Source organism: Wolbachia endosymbiont of Drosophila tsacasi (genome assembly GCF_028982115.1).
Lineage (GTDB): Bacteria > Pseudomonadota > Alphaproteobacteria > Rickettsiales > Anaplasmataceae > Wolbachia > Wolbachia pipientis_B.
Map to the genome: position 1 here is coordinate 37,886 of NZ_JAPQLJ010000050.1, position 16,972 is coordinate 54,857.

Annotated in this window: 17 protein-coding genes, 1 tRNA gene and 1 pseudogene; 11 read left to right on the forward strand and 8 right to left on the reverse strand. The window is 36.6% G+C overall.

Going from position 1 to position 16,972, the window contains the following annotated elements; translation table 11 throughout:
• Positions 1–318 precede the first annotated feature (318 nt).
• Complete coding sequence (locus OZD70_RS04355; protein ID WP_259346622.1) at positions 319–453, forward strand: hypothetical protein; 135 nt, start codon at positions 319–321, stop codon at positions 451–453.
• A 16-nt stretch (positions 454–469) separates the two neighbouring features.
• Here OZD70_RS04355 and purH read toward each other — a convergent pair whose 3' ends face one another.
• On the reverse strand, positions 470–1,981 hold the full coding sequence (gene purH, locus OZD70_RS04360) for a bifunctional phosphoribosylaminoimidazolecarboxamide formyltransferase/IMP cyclohydrolase (RefSeq protein ID WP_275021143.1): 1,512 nt from the start codon (positions 1,979–1,981) through the stop codon (positions 470–472).
• Positions 1,982–2,114: 133 nt separating this feature from the next.
• On the opposite strand from purH, the pseudogene OZD70_RS04365 reads away from it, so the two are divergent.
• Positions 2,115–2,270: pseudogene (locus OZD70_RS04365) on the forward strand (WPE palindromic element domain-containing protein); the annotation flags it as partial.
• Between the two features lie 87 nt (positions 2,271–2,357).
• Here OZD70_RS04365 and fmt read toward each other — a convergent pair.
• From fmt to OZD70_RS04385, 4 genes are all read right to left on the reverse strand, one after another.
• The gene (fmt, locus tag OZD70_RS04370) at positions 2,358–3,257 is read right to left on the reverse strand and encodes a methionyl-tRNA formyltransferase (protein ID WP_182183074.1); all 900 of its coding nucleotides are present in this window, start codon (positions 3,255–3,257) and stop codon (positions 2,358–2,360) included.
• Positions 3,258–3,269: 12 nt separating this feature from the next.
• Positions 3,270–3,635: a 50S ribosomal protein L20 gene (rplT, locus tag OZD70_RS04375; protein WP_064125369.1), complete on the reverse strand. Its 366-nt coding sequence runs from the start codon at positions 3,633–3,635 to the stop codon at positions 3,270–3,272.
• Between the two features lie 20 nt (positions 3,636–3,655).
• Entirely contained in the window at positions 3,656–3,862 is a 207-nt protein-coding gene (gene rpmI, locus OZD70_RS04380; RefSeq protein ID WP_064125368.1) for a 50S ribosomal protein L35, read from the reverse strand.
• A 98-nt stretch (positions 3,863–3,960) separates the two neighbouring features.
• Positions 3,961–4,404, reverse strand: a complete 444-nt coding sequence (locus OZD70_RS04385; protein ID WP_182183071.1) for a PAS domain-containing protein — start codon at positions 4,402–4,404, stop codon at positions 3,961–3,963.
• Between the two features lie 296 nt (positions 4,405–4,700).
• Between OZD70_RS04385 and alaS the strand changes: the two genes are divergently transcribed.
• Positions 4,701–7,310, forward strand: a complete 2,610-nt coding sequence (gene alaS / locus OZD70_RS04390; protein ID WP_275021144.1) for an alanine--tRNA ligase — start codon at positions 4,701–4,703, stop codon at positions 7,308–7,310.
• 38 nt (positions 7,311–7,348) lie between these two features.
• Positions 7,349–7,492, forward strand: a complete 144-nt coding sequence (locus OZD70_RS04395) for a hypothetical protein (protein WP_259346621.1) — start codon at positions 7,349–7,351, stop codon at positions 7,490–7,492.
• A gap of 426 nt (positions 7,493–7,918) precedes the next feature.
• Here the strand turns inward: OZD70_RS04395 and gatA are convergent, their stop codons facing one another.
• Positions 7,919–9,388, reverse strand: coding sequence for an Asp-tRNA(Asn)/Glu-tRNA(Gln) amidotransferase subunit GatA (gene gatA / locus OZD70_RS04400; protein WP_275021145.1), 1,470 nt, complete (start codon positions 9,386–9,388; stop codon positions 7,919–7,921).
• 252 nt (positions 9,389–9,640) lie between these two features.
• Here gatA and OZD70_RS04405 point away from each other — a divergent pair, with 252 nt between their 5' ends.
• The 3 genes from OZD70_RS04405 (at position 9,641) to gpmI (ending at position 11,453) form a co-directional block, all read left to right on the forward strand.
• On the forward strand, positions 9,641–9,832 hold the full coding sequence (locus OZD70_RS04405) for a hypothetical protein (RefSeq protein WP_182183065.1): 192 nt from the start codon (positions 9,641–9,643) through the stop codon (positions 9,830–9,832).
• Between the two features lie 19 nt (positions 9,833–9,851).
• Positions 9,852–9,923: transfer RNA gene (locus OZD70_RS04410), tRNA-Asn, on the forward strand.
• A gap of 33 nt (positions 9,924–9,956) precedes the next feature.
• Entirely contained in the window at positions 9,957–11,453 is a 1,497-nt protein-coding gene (gene gpmI, locus OZD70_RS04415; RefSeq protein WP_275021146.1) for a 2,3-bisphosphoglycerate-independent phosphoglycerate mutase, read from the forward strand.
• A 14-nt stretch (positions 11,454–11,467) separates the two neighbouring features.
• On the opposite strand, the gene OZD70_RS04420 is transcribed toward gpmI, so the two are convergent.
• The gene (locus tag OZD70_RS04420) at positions 11,468–12,223 is read right to left on the reverse strand and encodes a hypothetical protein (RefSeq protein WP_275021147.1); all 756 of its coding nucleotides are present in this window, start codon (positions 12,221–12,223) and stop codon (positions 11,468–11,470) included.
• 51 nt (positions 12,224–12,274) lie between these two features.
• Positions 12,275–13,258 carry an ACP S-malonyltransferase gene (gene fabD / locus OZD70_RS04425; RefSeq protein ID WP_275021148.1) on the reverse strand — a complete coding sequence of 328 codons (984 nt, stop codon included), beginning with the start codon at positions 13,256–13,258 and terminating at the stop codon, positions 12,275–12,277.
• 127 nt (positions 13,259–13,385) lie between these two features.
• Between fabD and rpmE the strand changes: the two genes are divergently transcribed.
• The 4 genes from rpmE (at position 13,386) to OZD70_RS04445 (ending at position 16,819) form a co-directional block, all read left to right on the forward strand.
• The gene (rpmE, locus tag OZD70_RS04430) at positions 13,386–13,598 is read left to right on the forward strand and encodes a 50S ribosomal protein L31 (RefSeq protein ID WP_275021149.1); all 213 of its coding nucleotides are present in this window, start codon (positions 13,386–13,388) and stop codon (positions 13,596–13,598) included.
• Between the two features lie 19 nt (positions 13,599–13,617).
• Complete coding sequence (locus OZD70_RS04435; protein ID WP_275021150.1) at positions 13,618–14,403, forward strand: NAD kinase; 786 nt, start codon at positions 13,618–13,620, stop codon at positions 14,401–14,403.
• Positions 14,404–14,487: 84 nt separating this feature from the next.
• Positions 14,488–16,491: a hypothetical protein gene (locus OZD70_RS04440; RefSeq protein WP_275021151.1), complete on the forward strand. Its 2,004-nt coding sequence runs from the start codon at positions 14,488–14,490 to the stop codon at positions 16,489–16,491.
• Positions 16,492–16,633: 142 nt separating this feature from the next.
• Positions 16,634–16,819 carry a hypothetical protein gene (locus tag OZD70_RS04445; RefSeq protein WP_275021152.1) on the forward strand — a complete coding sequence of 62 codons (186 nt, stop codon included), beginning with the start codon at positions 16,634–16,636 and terminating at the stop codon, positions 16,817–16,819.
• Positions 16,820–16,972 lie beyond the last annotated feature (153 nt).

Genomic DNA, 16,972 nt, shown 5'->3' on the forward strand with positions numbered 1-16,972 from the left:
GGATGACAGGAAGAGAAGGCTACTTGGATGACACCTTGACGATTTGAAGAATCATCATACCGCTACGTGTTAGCGGCTAAAAGATACCGCGAATGAATCGCGGTATGACGGTTCGCGGTGGCATCTCGTCATCCCGCTACGTGTTAGCGGGATCTCTTGTTAGCGGATGAGATACCGCGAATGAATCGCGGTATGACGGTGTAGATGATGGTTAAGTATTCCGCTACGTGTTAGCGGATGAGATACCGTGAATAAATCACGGTATGACGGTCCGCAGCGGTATGACGTAGAAGCTATACTTTTATACTCACCAGCTCAGTGTTCAATCTGGATCCAAGTAGTCAGAGCACTGGGATAACAGGGGAAGGGGGCTACTTGAATGACATCCTCCCTTGTGGACTCAAATCACAATGTTCGTACAGTTATGGTGGTATGATATGGAAAAATCTCTAGCCATAAGACACAAAGCTTAATGGAAAAAACTGCGAACGCCAGTGAAAAACATAGCAATTTTATTTTCATTTGCAGCTTTTATCACATCTTGATCTTTCAGCGAGCCACCAGGCTGAATTATAGCTGTAATTCCATGTTTTGCACTTTCTACTATGCTATCTGGGAATGGAAAAAATGCATCTGAAGCAAGCACTGCACCTTTACATTTTTTACCTGCTTTTTTTACTGCAATGTTCACACTATCTATTCTGCTTGTTTGTCCTGCACCGATGCCAATAGCACAACCATCTTTTGCTATAACTATTGCGTTGGATTTCACATGTTTACATATTTTCCAGGCAAAAATAAGATCTTCCTTTTCTTTTTCTGTTGTAGTGTATTCTGTTACTTGTTCTGCTTTTATTGTGTGGTCATTATTTTCTTGCACCAAAAACCCACCAACAACATTTTTAGTTTGGTATTTCACATTTTGTTGGAAAGATTTATGAATAATCACTCTTAAATTTTTCTTTCTTTGCAAAATTTTTAGTGCTTCATTGCTGACTGAAGGTGCTATCACTACTTCCAAAAATATCTCGTTTAATTTTTCTGCTAGCTTTAAATCTATCTCCCGATTTAAAGCGACTATTCCGCCAAAACTGCTTGTTTCATCACACGATAGAGCCTTTTCATATGCCTCTAAAGCATTATCACCAATAGCAGCGCCACATGGGTTATTGTGCTTTATTATCACTGCTGCAGGTTCTTCAAATTCAGAAATTATGTTAAGTGCAGATTCTATATCTACTATATTATTATAACTCAGCTCTTTTCCATGTATTTTTTCCAACGGATATTTGGTAAATTGATTGCTATAAAATGCAGCTTTTTGATGGGGATTTTCACCATACCTGAGTTCTTGTACTTTATGTCCATATAGTGCAAAAAACTCTGGCAACTCATTATTTTTACTCTGGGATAAAAACCAACTGTGAATATTAGAGTCATAGTGTGCAGTGAGAGCAAATGCTTTAGTTGCTAAATGTTTTCTATATTCCAATGTTGTTCCATTGTTATTTTTTATCATCTCAGCTTTTAGTGCTTCGTAGTCTTGAATGCTAGAAATAACTGAAGTAAAACGAAAGTTTTTTGCTGCAGCTCTAATTAACGCCACTCCGCCGATATCAATTTGTTCTATAATTTGATCTTCATTTGAGCCGCTACTTACTGTCTCCCAAAATGGGTATAGGTTAGTTATAAGCAGGTCTATTGGCTCAACACCTAGATTTTGCATTTCCGTTTTGTGCTTTTCTCTATTGCAAAGTATTCCTCCATGAATTTTAGGGTGTAAAGTTTTTACTCTACCACCCAGTATCTCTGGAAATTGTGTGTAATCTGAGACCTCTTGTGTTTTTATTCCGGCATCAGATAGCGCTTTATAAGTATTTCCCGTTGAGAGAATTTCTGTTTGTTGCTGCATTAAAAACGATGCAAGATCAATTATATTCGTTTTGTCGTATACTGATATTAAAGCTCTTTTTATTTTCATTTTTGTACAGAAAGTCTTTTAAGATTATATATAAGAAAAAGGAATTTGCCTATATATAGCTACTACGTCATACCGCCGTGGTATTCACAGCTGTACGAACATTGTGATACAAGAGACCAAGAAAGATGTCATCCCAGTGCCCAGACACTGGGATCCAGAAAACTTCACTTTAAATGAGCACACCAGGTGGCTGTACAATAGAAACTGGATTCCAGTGTCAAGCACTGGAATGACACCATCTACTACTCAAATTACCTGCAAATTGCAATGTTCGTACACCAAAACGCGGTATCTTGTTGTAGATTCCGCTAACAAGCAGCGGAATACCAAATTGTAGAAGTTGCTTTAGCTCTCCTAACCTTTCCTTCAAAGCAGTCTATTCTATAAATTTTTTTACCATGCTTGATTTCAAGCCACGAATAAAATCTTCAATACTGCAAGGATTTCTCCCTTCCATTTGTACAACTTTAGGAATTAAAGTGCCACCTTTTAAACTTATGTGCATATTATCATTAACGATCTTGCCTTGTTCTGAAGCGAGAGCTTCAAAGTCAGCATTAAGTATCCTGATACGTTTATTCTCTATCTTGATGAACGCTTTTGGGTAAAATGCTTTAACCTTTCTATAAGCAACCTCACAAGCATCACTTGCATAAATTTTATAATCTTCCACTTTGTCAGCGTAACATGCATCATTATCGTTCTGTTTTAAGGGAACCTGTTTTTCAATTTCGTTTAGCACTTTCAGCAGTAAATCACTGCCTAATTCAGACAATTTATCATGCAATGTCTTGTAGTTATCGTTCTTTTCGATAAGAAATTTTTCCTGTTTTAAAACAGGGCCGGAATCTAATCCTTCATCCAATTGCATAATGCTAACCCCGGTTTCTTGATCTCCTGCTAAAATTGTGTGCTGTATCGGAGCTGCACCACGCCACCTTGGTAGTAATGAAGGGTGAATATTAATACAACCATATTTAGGAATATTCAAAATTTCTCTTGGAAGTATCAATCCATACGCAGCAACAACTGCAACGTCTGGTTTGAAATTTCTAAATTTTTCTTGCTCTGCCGAAAACTTTAGAGAGATAGGAGTACATACCTCTATGTTACTTTCTTTAGCGATAACATGTACTGGAGATTTCGTTGGCTTCTGCCCACGTCCTGAAGGTTTTGGAGCCTTAGTGTATACTGCTACCACTTCGCTCTTTGATTTCAGTAACAAGCTCAGAGAATTAACAGCAAATCCTGGTGATCCCATGAAAATAATTCTCATGGTGTTTTTACTTTAAGAATTCTCCGCTAGTTTACCACTTACAGCTTCTACTAATTTGGCAAAATCATCCTTATAATTAACGGCCATCTCAGCAAGAATTTTTCTATTTAAATCAATGCCGGCAAGTGTAAGACCATGCATAAACCTACCATAAGTAAGCCCATGCTCTCTTGCTGCTGCATTAATACGTATTATCCATAAGCTACGAAAATCACGTTTACGGGTTCTTCTGTCTCTGTAAGCATATTGCAGTGCTTTTTCAACTCTTTGTAATGCAATTCTATAACAGCTTTTTGCACGTCCTCTATAACCCTTTGCCAGTTTCAATATTTTTTTATGACGAGCGTGAGTAGTGACTCCACGTTTTACCCGAGCCATTTTATTTTACCTCCATTTTGTTAAATACCATAAGGCATATAAAGCTTAACTATACGCGAGTCAGATTTACCAAGAATCGTTGTACCGCGCTGATTACGAATATTAGATTTGCTTCTCTTTACCATGCCATGCCTTTTGCCTGACTGAGTAGAAATGACTTTACCCTTAGCTGTAAGGTGAAAGCGCTTTTTAACAGAAGATTTGGTTTTTAATTTTATTCTCTTCATATTCCAAATAAATTTACAAACACTACTATTGAGTTCTTTAATAGTAATTAAGCATTAGTATAAATAATTTTATTAAAGAATCAAATTAAAATTGTATATTAAAGGAGTTTAAAAGTAATTATGCCCAATATGTGTGTTATACCTTCTTTATTCCCAAGTGGCAACAATACTTGCCTCATTTTAACACTTTCACTTTCTTCCTCTTCATTGATTGGGCATTTACTCTCTATTACAGTATCAAGTTTATCAATGACTGCATCTATTTTATATAGTCGCAAAAATGGTGCATCAATTGCATACTTATTATCAATGCGCGTCTTTTTCTCAAAACCATAGAATTCAACAGCCTTTTCTCCTGCATTTTCACAAATATAACCTTGATCCTTGACTTCAATGATAAAACAATGCTGCCACGACCCCATTATTTCTGCAGTGTCTATTTCGTGCCTTTCTGGCCAATCTCTGTCTGGTCCTTTTATGTCACTCCAGTGCTCAGTTACCACATTTGCTATTCTTTTTTCTTTGCCTACATAAATTTCCATTCCAATTTCCACATATAAAACACAGATATGAGGTAAATTTATCGTGAATATATTGATTTTTTCTTACCACAAGGTGCATGTTACTAGAAGTTCTGAGATCTATAGCTAAAGTGGCTTAGGTTTACCTACAATTTGAAAAACAACAAATTCGTCATTCCGCTACTCGTTAGCGGAATCTATGCTGAGATACCGCGGCGGTATGACGTAGGGAAACCTTTCTTGAGTTAGCTATAGAGAGTGGTATTGATTTTATTTCCATTGCAGCTTATTATTCATGGATAATCTCAATAAAAATAATGAAGTTAAGTGAAATCAGAGAAAGATTTATAAAATTTTTTATAAGTAATGGCCACGAGCAGGTTTCTTCTTCTTCTTTGATTCCAGAACATGACCCAACACTCATGTTTACAAATGCTGGTATGGTGCAGTTTAAAAATATTTTTACTGGTGCTCAAAAAACTGAAATGAAACGTGCTGTCTCAAGTCAAAAGTGCCTAAGAGCAGGTGGTAAACACAACGATCTTGAAAATGTTGGCTATACAACTCGGCATCACACATTTTTTGAAATGCTCGGAAATTTTAGCTTTGGTGATTACTTTAAGGAAACTGCGATAGAATTTGCGTGGAAATTTATCACTAAGGAGTTATCTCTTGATAAAAACAGACTATCCATAACCGTCTACCATACTGATGATGAGGCGTACGAGATTTGGCGTAAGATAAGTGGCTTTTCAAGTGATAAAATCATAAGAATTACAACGGATGATAACTTTTGGAGTATGGGAAGCACTGGTCCATGCGGTCCATGTTCTGAAATTTTTTATGACCATGGGAGTCCTAATTTACAAGACGACGATAGAATTGTTGAAATCTGGAATCTGGTATTCATGGAGTTTAACAAAGATGAAGAAGGTAATTTACACAAATTGCCAAAAAAATGCATCGATACTGGAATGGGTCTTGAGAGAATAGCTACTGTAATGCAAAATGTCCATGATAACTATGATATTGATCTATTTTCTGCTCTGATCAATAAATCTCAAGAGTACTGTGGAAGAACGGAAAATAAAATAGCGCATAAGATCGTAGCAGATCATCTTCGCGCGGCTGCATTTCTCATCGCAGAAGGAGTGCTTCCTGGAAATGAGGGCAGGAATTACGTATTACGCAGATTAATTAGGAGAGCCACACGTTATATCCACCTGCTTGGATATAATGATTCTCTACTCCATCGCATTTTTCCGGCGCTGATAGATAGCACGAGTTCGGCTTATATGGGAGATGTTTATCCTGAATTAGTCAGAGCCAAAAGCTTAATAGAAACGACGTTAAAATCAGAGGAAGAAAACTTTAAAGACACTTTGATGAAAGGTATCAATCTCCTGGAGAAATTCACTACAGATTTAAAATCGGGCGATACTTTGCCTGGAGAATCAGCATTTAAGCTATATGACACCTATGGGTTTCCTTTGGATATTACACTTGATGTTTTAAAAGAGAAAAAAATAAATTTTGACCAGAAGGGTTTTGATAATGCAATGGGAGAACAAAAAGAGAGAGCACGTGCTAAATGGGCTGGATCTGGTGAAAAATCTGTTGAGCAAGTATGGTTTGATTTGATCAATAAATTTGGCAAAACAAAATTTGTTGGTTATGAGTTCAATGAAGTAAGTGATGCGAAAATACTAGCTATAGTTTCCTATAAAAATGAAGTAATTGATTCTGCAAAGGAGGGAGAAAAGATAACCATTATACTTGATAAAACACCTTTTTATGGCGAGTCAGGTGGACAGGTGGGAGATACTGGCAGTCTGATCAAATCTGATAGAAGTATTATTATAGTCGAGAATACCAATAAGGTTAATGACCTATATTTGCACAGATGCATAGTTAAATCTGGCTCAATGTGTAAAGGTGATACAGTTGCAGCAAGCATTGACAAGGAAAGAAGGCAAACCTTAAGAAGAAATCATTCGGCTACGCATCTTCTGCACTTTGCATTGAGGAAAATCTTGGGTGATCATGTCACTCAAAAAGGTTCCCTAGTTGCACCAGATAGACTGAGATTCGACTTCAGCCATAACACTCAAGTGACTCAAGATCAGTTATTCTGGGTAGAGGATATGGTAAACTCTCTAATCAGAGAAAATCTTTCTGCATCTACAAAAATTCAAAGCATGAATCAGGCAATAGACGAAGGAGCCATGGCGTTGTTTGGTGAAAAATATGGTGATCAGGTGAGAGTTGTAAATATTGGAGATTCGAAAGAGCTATGTGGTGGCACGCACGTTGAACATACTGGAGAAATCGGTTTATTTAAGATAGCAACAGAAAGTTCTGTTGCTTTTGGAGTGAGGAGAATTGAAGCTTTAACTGGTCAGGAAGCAATTAATTATGTACGTGATAATGAAATTAACTTAAAAAAAGTTGCAGAATTCGTAAAAGTGCCAGTAAGTGAAATAACAAGCAGATTAAGTGTTTTAAGTCAAGAACACAAAAAATCCGAAACCGAAATAAGAAACCTATATAAAAAGCTTGTGAGTGCAGAGAATATAAAAAGCACTGAAATAAATGGAATAAATTTTATAAGCCACACTTTCACTGATATTCCAGCAAATGTAATAAGAGAGTTTGTTTTGCAGCAACAAAAACCAAAAACGGTAATAGCTTTCACGGCAACAGAAAAAGATAAAATAGTCTTGATTATTAAAGTAAGTAAAGATTTAATCAATAAGATTAGCGCAAAAGAACTAATATCAATAGCAGTTGAAAAGAACTGTGGTGGGAATGCTGAACTTGCACAAACAGGCTGTGATAGCAATAAAATAGATGATGCCATTACAGCTATTTATAGCAAAATAACCGCTTCTAAGCACTCTACGTCATACCGCCGCGGTATCTCTTAGCCGCTAACAAGTAGCGGGATGACGGTTGTCATGGTGTCATGAAAGTAGCCTCTTTCTTGTCATCCCAGTGCCCAGACACTGGGATCCAGGTTGCTCACAAGCAAACTAGCATAGAAAGTGGTTGCAACATTTTCGATGAGGTTATATGGAAAACTGGATTCCAGTGTCAAGCACTGGAATGACATCATAGGGGCTACTCGGATGAGAAAAAAAGGAGCACTGGAATGACACCTTCCTGCCCAGTTCATGTTGCTATAAATATTAAGAAATTTACCAAATAAAAAAAAAGGCAAAAGAAGCCCCGAGTAGCGAGTTTTGACTCTATATTACTGTAAGTGGCGCTGTAATAATGTGCTAACGCTTAAAATAAGCGCGATTTGGCTGAATGTAGAAAAATTTTAAAAGACATGCAGCCACTATAATTTTATGTAATCCGCCAAAAAACACCCTAAGTTTTTTACTGAATTTTGTCATTGAACCTGCGCAGATCAAAAACAAGTTTTGAGTCAGAGATACCCTTAATGTCATGATAAGGGGGCTGGCGGAGTTTGTCAAAGAAGTTTTTTCGTTAGCAAATTTTAATGCAAAGATTACTATCAGAAAATAGGTTATGCAAGAGGTCTAATTATTCTGCCGCAATTTTGCTCTATCACACTTGCCACATTTAATATTCCAGCTTCGTCATAATAATTTCCAATCACTTGCAAGGCAAGTGGTAAACCCTCATTGGAAAGCCCAACAGGAACAGAAATAGCAGGCAATCCTGCAAGACTTGCTGGCACGGTAAACACATCATTGATGCACATAATTAGCGGATCCGGCTTTTCATTTAAGCCAAAAGCTTCTGTTGGAGCAGATGGTACAAGTATATAATCTATTTTTTCAAATGCTTTTATAAAATCATTTCTGATTAATGCTCTAATGCACTGCGCTTTTTCGTAATATTCATTATAATGACTTGAAGAAAGCGCATAAGCGCCAATTAAAATTCTTCTTTTCACCTCTTTACCAAAACCTTCTGCTCTTGTTAGTGAATACATTTCTTCAAGGGTATCAGCATCAACCCTTAATCCATAACGCACACCATCGTAACGAGCAAGATTGGATGAAGTTTCAGCAGAACAGATTAAATAATAGACCGGTATTGCATATTTAGTATGTGGCAGAGTAATGTCAACAACTTCAGCGCCATTTTCTTTTAAATAGGAAGCAACTCTTTCCCAATTATGAACTATTTCCTCTGAAATTCCATCCATCCTATATTCTTTTGGTATACCAATACACTTACCCTTGACATCACCATTTATAAAGCTAGAAAATTTAGGCACTGGCTTTTCGCTCGATATTGAATCTTTTTTATCATAGCCACAAATTGCTTCCAGCATTAATGCTGAATCAGAGACAGAACGAGTAATGACTCCTGCTTGATCCAGAGAACTCGCAAATGCAATCATACCAAAACGAGAGCATCTTCCATAAGTTGGCTTTATTCCAACTACTCCACAATAAGCTGCTGGTTGGCGTACAGATCCACCGGTGTCGCTTCCTAACGCTCCAGCGCATAAAAATCCAGCAACTGATGCTGCAGATCCACCAGATGATCCACCAGGAACAACTTTTTCCCCATCACTTTTTCTAATCCACACATTTTCAACAGGGCCAAAATAGCTGTTTGTATTCGCAGAACCCATAGCAAATTCATCCATATTAAGCTTACCGAGCATGGCTGCTCCACTTTTTAAAAGCAAGTCAGACACTGTAGATTCGTAAGTCGGAACGAAATTTTCCAGCATTTTTGAGCATGCTGTTGTTTTTATTCCTTTTGTACAGAATAGATCTTTGATGCCAACTGGTATACCCATGAGCGGCGAGATTAAATCATCCTTTTGCCTAGAGAAATGTTCATCTGCAGCTTTAGCAGCTTTCATTGCTATCTCTGGGGTTTTTGTTATAAATGCATTTAATTTCTCATTTTCAACTGCACTGATGTGCGCCTCTACAAGTTCAACAGCGGAAAAACTCCTTTTTTTGAGCCCGTCATGCATTTGTGTAATATTTAACTTTTTTAGTTCATTCATCAATATTTAATTTTTAGCAAGACGTTAATTATAACATGGCACGGTAAAAAATCTATACATTTATAGTTACAGCTAGAAATATAGCTAAGACCTGTACATAATTGATGCTCAGAGTGTAAAGAACGCAGATACTGCTGAAGAAAAAGGCTAGATGCTGGTAAAAAAATCTCAGGGCCATATCGCAGTTGATACTCAAGACATGCAATTTATGTAACAACTGCAGGAATAACAGACCGCAGCAGTGCTGTGAGAATGGTCAACAATGCAAAAGAAAGCCTTTCTGGAGTTAAAAATATACTGGTTGATGCGGGCTATACAGGAGGGAATTTTGCAATGCAAATAAAAGATATTATTGGTGCAACTGTTGAAGTAATAAAGCGAAGTGAATTTGAACAGGCTCTTACAAAGTATACAAAAAACGTTTACAATCAACGTTCAACGTGATAAATTAAAGAAGGTTTATTCCTCGGTAGCTCAGTGGTAGAGCACTTGGCTGTTAACCAAGTAGTCGCTGGTTCGAACCCGGCCCGGGGAGCTCTTCTCTATGAAATTCTAGTGTTAATCTTATATGGGCATTAAATCAATCGTTTTATGTATACTAGATGGCTGGGGAAATGGAGTAGAAAGCAGTAAATATAATGCTATTAGCAACGCAAATCCACTCTGTTGGCAATATATTAGCTCTAATTATCCAAAATGCAGTTTATCCGCCTGTGGAGCTGATGTTGGGTTACCAGGTAGTCAAATAGGTAATTCAGAAGTTGGCCATATGAATATTGGCAGTGGTAGAGTAGTAATGCAAAGCCTTCAGCGCATTAATCAAGAGATTGGAGCAATAGAAAACAATGTAAATCTACAAAGTTTTATTAGTAATCTAAAAAGTAAGAACGGAGTGTGCCATATAATGGGATTAGTGTCAGATGGCGGTGTTCATTCGCATCAAAAGCATATTTCGACTTTAGCAAATAAAATATCACAGCATGGAATCAAAGTGGTGATACATGCATTTTTAGATGGCAGAGACACATTACCAAATTCAGGAAAAAAATGCATTCAAGAATTTATAAAGAGTATAAAGGGAAATGACATAAGAATTGCTACTGTTTCTGGGCGTTACTATGCTATGGATCGTGATAACAGGTGGGAGAGAACAATTGAAGCTTATGAGGCTATCGCATTTGCAAAGGCACCTTGTCATGATAATGCAGTATCGTTGATTGATGAAAATTATCAAAATAACATAACTGATGAGTTTGTCAGGCCCGCAGTAATAGGTGACTATCAAGGTATAAAACCAGAAGATGGAGTGCTGTTGGCTAACTTTCGTGCTGATCGAATGATACAATTAGCAAGTATTTTGCTTAGTAAAACAAACCATACTGAAATAGCAAAACTCTCTTCAATTTTAAGCATGATGAAGTATAAAGAAGATCTCAAAATTCCTTATATTTTTCCTCCTATATCTTTTGCTAACACTTTAGGACAAACAATAGAAGACAATAAATTGCAACAATTACGCATCGCCGAAACCGAAAAATACGCTCATGTGACTTTCTTTTTTAATTGTGGAAAAGAAAAACCTTTCTCTGGTGAAGAAAGAATACTCATTCCCTCACCAAAAGTTCAAACTTATGATTTGCAGCCCGAAATGTCAGCCTTCAAGCTCACAGAAAAGCTTGTAGAAAAAATTCACTCCCAAGAATTCGCGCTGATAGTTGTAAGTTACGCTAATCCTGATATGGTAGGGCATACAGGTAATATAAAAGCAGCCGAGAAAGCTGTGCTGGCTGTAGATGGTTGTCTTGCGAAAGTGCTGAGTGCTGTTAAAAAGTCAAGCAACACCGCATTAATTGTTACTGCAGACCATGGTAATGTGGAATGTATGTTCGATGAAGAAAATAATACACCTCATACAGCACACACTCTAAATAAAGTGCCGTTTATTGTGTCTTGCGATAATCTAAAACTAAGAGACGGAAGGTTATCTGATATTGCCCCTACTATTTTACAGCTACTTGGAATTAAGAAACCTGATGAAATGACAGGTAGTTCGTTGATTGTATAGTACACCTTATGCTACTATAACTCTACTGTTGAGGGTTGGTTCGCATTAGGAAACAAAACACTGTGCATAGCAGATAGCATATCTATTTGCTGCTCTAAATGACCATGCTCTGCTTCCACATTAGAGTACCGAATATTGTTTTCTCCAGCATATACAGATAAAGAACCATCGTCTTCAACCGCTTTGTTGTTTTGCAATATTATATTAAAAACTCCCTTCTGTTTTAAAGCCTCAAACCAATCTTCAACTGTCATGTAGAAAAACTCACCCGTTCTGCTTTCTGGACATACTTCTGGATAAATCTTCAGTACATCACGGGAAAGTGGTGGAGAAAAATAGCTTTTGAATGAGTAGCTGGGAGAGTTGTAGTTATTATGCAGAGCGATGATATGGTCTTGACCAGGAAGCAAGAAATCTAAAATTTTTTCTGCAAAATTTCTAACTGCTTTCAAAGCACCTTCTGAAAAATTGCCAAATTCTTTTAAACTAGCCTCTGCACCCACGTCGTCAAATATACGATTGGGATCGAATTCATACCGCTCACCATTTAAGTAAAATTCTACATTGCGTGGGGTACCATCACCATGGATAATGTACAGCATTCTTCCACCAAACTGCTGGATTATACACTCGCCAGCTTCTTTTGAAGTTACTTCATTTTGATGCACATTGATAAAATTGATTCCACTTGTATCGCTACTTTTAATAAAAAGCTTAACTGTGGTATCACCTAACGTTAGATCATATTCTTTAGTGTCGATGTTTGACATTTTACTGCTATCAATAATAAAAGTAAATAATAGCCCAATTTTTACTTTATGCTAGCTATACGCTTTTACTTTTAAATTCTTTGCTGTCAATATTAATGATTCATTAAAGAAGCTGTCAATATCACCAATATTACCTATACTTTTTGTACTGATAGATTGGTCAATTCTTTTAACTAGATTAGATAGAACTTTATTAGGGCCAATTTCAACAAATTTGTTAATGCCACGGCTTGCCATATACAAAACCATTTCTCTCCATCTCACTCTGCTTATGACTTGTTTAGCAAGTAAAGCTTTTATAACTTTGGGATCATTCTCCTCTTTAGCTGTAACATTTGATATCAAAGGAACTATAGGACGGGTTATTTTAATACCCTCCAAAAATTCCAAAACTTTTTCATCAGCAGGTTTCATAAGAGATGAGTGAAAAGGTCCACTAACCTGTAACTTAACTAATCTCTTGATGTTCAAGTTCTTGAGCAAATCGAGTAATATTTCAAGACCTTCTCTAGTACCACTTATAACTATTTGCCCACCACCGTTATCATTTGCAATTTCACAAACTCTATCAATCTGGACTGATTTTAAAACATCTTCCACTTCGTTTAGCTCCGCTCCAAGCAATGCAACCATTCCCCCTTCACATTTCAAAGAAGCTTCATGCATTGCTTCGCTGCGAATTTTCAGCAGCTTGATTGCAGACTCAAGAGTCAATGCCCCTGCAGCACATAGCGCTGTATATTCACCGACTGAATGTCCACAAACATATTTAATTCCATAATTAGAAAAAAGAGATTCACCAAACACATGCTCGATAACACGTAGCGTCGCGATTGACACTGCCATTATAGCTGGCTGAGTGTTTTCTGTAATGGTTAATTCTTCAATAGGACCGTTGAAGATTAAATTAGACAGCTTTCTACCCAATATGCTATCCACTTCATTAAATACTTGTCTTGCAACGGAAAACTCACTATATAAGCTCTTTCCCATTCCTACAAACTGAGAGCCCTGACCAGGGAAAGCAAAAACCATGATAACTATATTTATTCCTTATTAAGTATAACATTTTATTTATTTTTTGTCAATATTTTAGAATAATGATTGACTTAGTGAATTAAGTTCACTAGAATATTAACTGACTAAAAGTTTATAAGCAACAATGGCAGAAATTGATTATCATAAGGTTACTATAGTCATGACAGATGGTCAAGAGTTTGAAACTCGTTCCACTTATGGAAAGGAAGGTGATAAGATAAAACTTGATAGGGATCCTCTCACTCACCCTGCATGGACTGGAAGTTTGGCAAGTGGATCAACAAATAAAACTAGCAAATTAGCTAAGTTTAACGATAAATATGGGGATATTTTCTAGTTTTTCGCTTCTTTTTCAGATGCATAAATACAAAAATATAGGCTATATCGCTTCTGAGTCACCAAAATCGCAGGAAGTATCTAAACTATTAAAGAAACTTAATTTTATCAATATAACAGAAGAAAATAAGTCCGAAATTGATCTACTGATAGTTGTTGGCGGTGATGGCTTTATGCTGCGTACCTTGCATAATTACGTCATAGAAAATAAAAACATGCATGTGTATGGGGTAAATACCGGCAATGTTGGGTTTTTGATGAATAAATGCTTTAAAGATTTAATTGATCATATAGAACATGCAACTTCAACTCAGTTAACTTTGCTAAAAATGGAAGCAACAGACACAAGTGGCAAGAGGTATCACTACATAGCGGTAAACGAGGTATATGTTTTTAGAAAAGCAAACCAAATAGTAGAAATGAATATCACTATTAATGATAAGCTAAAAGTAGAAAAATTTAGAGGGGACGGAGTAATATTATCTACTCCCACAGGCAGCACTGCATATAACTTCTCTGCCGGTGGCCCAATCTTGCCGCTAAATTCAAATTTACTTGCATTGACCTCTATCAATAGCTATTACCCAAGACATTGGAATGGAGCGTTAATATCAAACGATACAATCGTACAAATTGACATTAACGACACAAAAAACCGTCCAGCACTTGTAGTATCAGATTACAAGGAGTTTCATAATATATCACAGATAAAAATACAAAAAGACCATGAGAACACAATCACTTTGCTTTTTGACAAGGATTACCCTCTGAATGAAAGGATCTTTGATAGACAATTTCTATACTAACAATTATACGTAAATTGGTATTTACTATATCTTAATAACTATAGCGTAATCAATGCAGCATTAATAATTAATTTTGGAGTAAATATGGGACCAGCAACGAATCTACCATCGTCTGAAGAGAATGCACTATTAATATTTGACTTTGATCAAACAATTACAAATAATTCTATGTGCAATTTCTTTACATCCAAGGGATATGATGATTATGATTCTGGTAAAGAAAAAGCAGTAATTAAAGAAAAAATAGAAGAATTTTTACAAAAGGAAGGCTCAGGAATCAAAAATGAAGAGAAGCTAAATTCTGTATTGAAGTCTGCACTTTCAAGCGGAGTGGAAGTTGCTATTGTATCGTCTGCAAAATACATAAAAGCAGTAGAGTATGTAGTGAAAAATCATTTAGGTTTAACAGAAGAGCAGGCACAAGGTATTAAAGTAGTTGGAGGAACGACTAAGCGTCAAGATCCACTAAATTCAGCAGAAGTAGCTAAAAAAATGAATGAGCCTCAAGATCCACAAATTGCAAAACATCTATGTGTTTTATCTCTTTTAAAAGCATATAAGAAAGACAAAGGTATATTACCGCAAAAAGTCATGTTAGTTGATGGTAATCAGCGGGGCATTAATCCTGCTGATGACTTTTATAAAAGCATCAAGGAAGGATTATTAGAAAAAGATATGAAGGGTCTCTTAGAAAATATAGATCAAGAAATAGCGGAAGTTGATGTCAGGGAAGAGGAAATAAACAATATTGCATTTAAAGGGATTAATGTATCTAGTGAGCCAACAACAAGAACAGACGGAGCAGCGGATGATGGTTATTTAGACAAAGTAGGAAAATGGATTAAAGAGCCTATACAGAATCTTGAGAATACAGTTGATGATGGTCCGGAGAATCATATTTATGCAACTATAGATCCAAGTAAAAAAACTTCGAAAGAGAGTTCAGATAGTGGAATAGATAATCAAAGCTCAGGAATGAAAAGATCAGTTTCACAAGAAACGGAATTTAGTGATCCTTGGGATAGGGAAAAAATTAATAATGAAGTGCCATCTCTCATGCAGTTGATACGAGAAACGAAATTTAGTGACTCTTGTGATAGGGAAAAAAGTGAGAAAGATATGTTAGAAAAACTCAATAATAGTTTAACTCCTTCTCTACTTGAAAGTGATGATACCAATAGTGAAATGGATTCAGAAATTCCTTTAATCAGCCCAAGCAAGAAAACAAACAGATTCTTGCCAAGGGTAAAATATGCCATTCAGCAGAAGGGCTTTATAATTTCCGTTGTAACTGCTGTTATGCTTAGTGCATCCGCAGCTTTAGTATATTTACAAGATAAAGCAAAATTTGCTGCACTTTTTGCAAACTACCAAAGCTATATTACTATACCGGTCATTGTACTTGCTTCATTGCTTGCAATTCTTCCAATATATTTAGCAGTAAAGCAATTTAGAAATACTGAAGAATATCAAACCCAAGGAAAAGATGCAGATAAAATTTTAGATGATGTGTTGGAGCACCAGCCAAAGGACAAAGTGATGAAATCTGTAAGACTAGAATATAGCAATGGCACTCATTCAAATTTTGTACTTAATGCTTGGGAATCTAAGAATGACTTCATCAACATTGACGAAAAAGTAGTTAGCAGAACTAACAAAATAGAATCAGTAATCAACGACAGACCACTATTTACTGCATTATTAGCCAGTGTAATTGCTGCAAATGTAGCACTTCCTTTAGGGCTACTTGCAACAAATGGTGTTAATGGTGTACAAAAATTTTACCAGAACCCTTTGACTAATGACATAGGACTATCATTACTTATGGGCTCAGGTGTACTTGCATTATTAATTTTGTGTCTTGGTGTACATTACTATAGAAAAACAAATTGTACTAATCTTATATACTCTCGGGAAAAGATTGGCGCTGAAGGTGTTAATGAGAAATTCGCTCAGGAAATAAAACAAGAGAGGAGAAATGTTCTTGGGGAAAATCACAGTAAGGACGCAAAACGTTGCAGTTTAACGCTTGAGCAAGTTGTGGTTCAATCTCATAATTGTAAGGATGCTGTTTATAGTGTCGGTTAATCAAATGCACACCGTAAAACACAATGCCTTATGCTCTTTCTTCGTCATCCCAGCGTGTGACACTTTATAATGATGTCATGAAAGTAGCTGACACTTGGGGTCTATGTTTTACACGCTGGAATGACAAAGTGAGCGTGCGTAGGTGTTCTCCTTTCTCGTCATCAGAGTAGCCCCTTTTTTGTCATCCCAGTGCTTGACACTGGGATCCAGAAGACTTAAATTCAACCAAATAATAAAGGCTAGATCCCAGACTGGGATGACACCCTACTTAACCGTCATACCGCGATTCATTCGCGGTATCTCATCCGCTAACAAGAGATTCCGCTAACAAGCAGCGGAATGACGAATTGCTTAACCATCATTCCGCCACGAACCGTCATACCGCGATTCATTCGTGGTTAACCTTACCCAGAAAAAGTAGAGAGAAAGTTAAGACGTTTTTGTCATGAAAATGATGCATCAAATTGTTCGGGAATGCAAT

Coding starts and splice junctions, on each gene's coding strand:
- purH (WP_275021143.1), bottom strand. CDS start 1,981: ATGAAAATAAAAAGAGCTTTAATATCAGTATACGACAAAACGAATATA.
- fmt (WP_182183074.1), bottom strand. CDS start 3,257: ATGAGAATTATTTTCATGGGATCACCAGGATTTGCTGTTAATTCTCTG.
- rplT (WP_064125369.1), bottom strand. CDS start 3,635: ATGGCTCGGGTAAAACGTGGAGTCACTACTCACGCTCGTCATAAAAAA.
- rpmI (WP_064125368.1), bottom strand. CDS start 3,862: ATGAAGAGAATAAAATTAAAAACCAAATCTTCTGTTAAAAAGCGCTTT.
- OZD70_RS04385 (WP_182183071.1), bottom strand. CDS start 4,404: ATGGAAATTTATGTAGGCAAAGAAAAAAGAATAGCAAATGTGGTAACT.
- alaS (WP_275021144.1), top strand. CDS start 4,701: ATGAAGTTAAGTGAAATCAGAGAAAGATTTATAAAATTTTTTATAAGT.
- OZD70_RS04395 (WP_259346621.1), top strand. CDS start 7,349: ATGAAAGTAGCCTCTTTCTTGTCATCCCAGTGCCCAGACACTGGGATC.
- gatA (WP_275021145.1), bottom strand. CDS start 9,388: ATGAATGAACTAAAAAAGTTAAATATTACACAAATGCATGACGGGCTC.
- OZD70_RS04405 (WP_182183065.1), top strand. CDS start 9,641: ATGGTCAACAATGCAAAAGAAAGCCTTTCTGGAGTTAAAAATATACTG.
- gpmI (WP_275021146.1), top strand. CDS start 9,957: ATGGGCATTAAATCAATCGTTTTATGTATACTAGATGGCTGGGGAAAT.
- OZD70_RS04420 (WP_275021147.1), bottom strand. CDS start 12,223: ATGTCAAACATCGACACTAAAGAATATGATCTAACGTTAGGTGATACC.
- fabD (WP_275021148.1), bottom strand. CDS start 13,258: ATGGTTTTTGCTTTCCCTGGTCAGGGCTCTCAGTTTGTAGGAATGGGA.
- rpmE (WP_275021149.1), top strand. CDS start 13,386: ATGGCAGAAATTGATTATCATAAGGTTACTATAGTCATGACAGATGGT.
- OZD70_RS04435 (WP_275021150.1), top strand. CDS start 13,618: ATGCATAAATACAAAAATATAGGCTATATCGCTTCTGAGTCACCAAAA.
- OZD70_RS04440 (WP_275021151.1), top strand. CDS start 14,488: ATGGGACCAGCAACGAATCTACCATCGTCTGAAGAGAATGCACTATTA.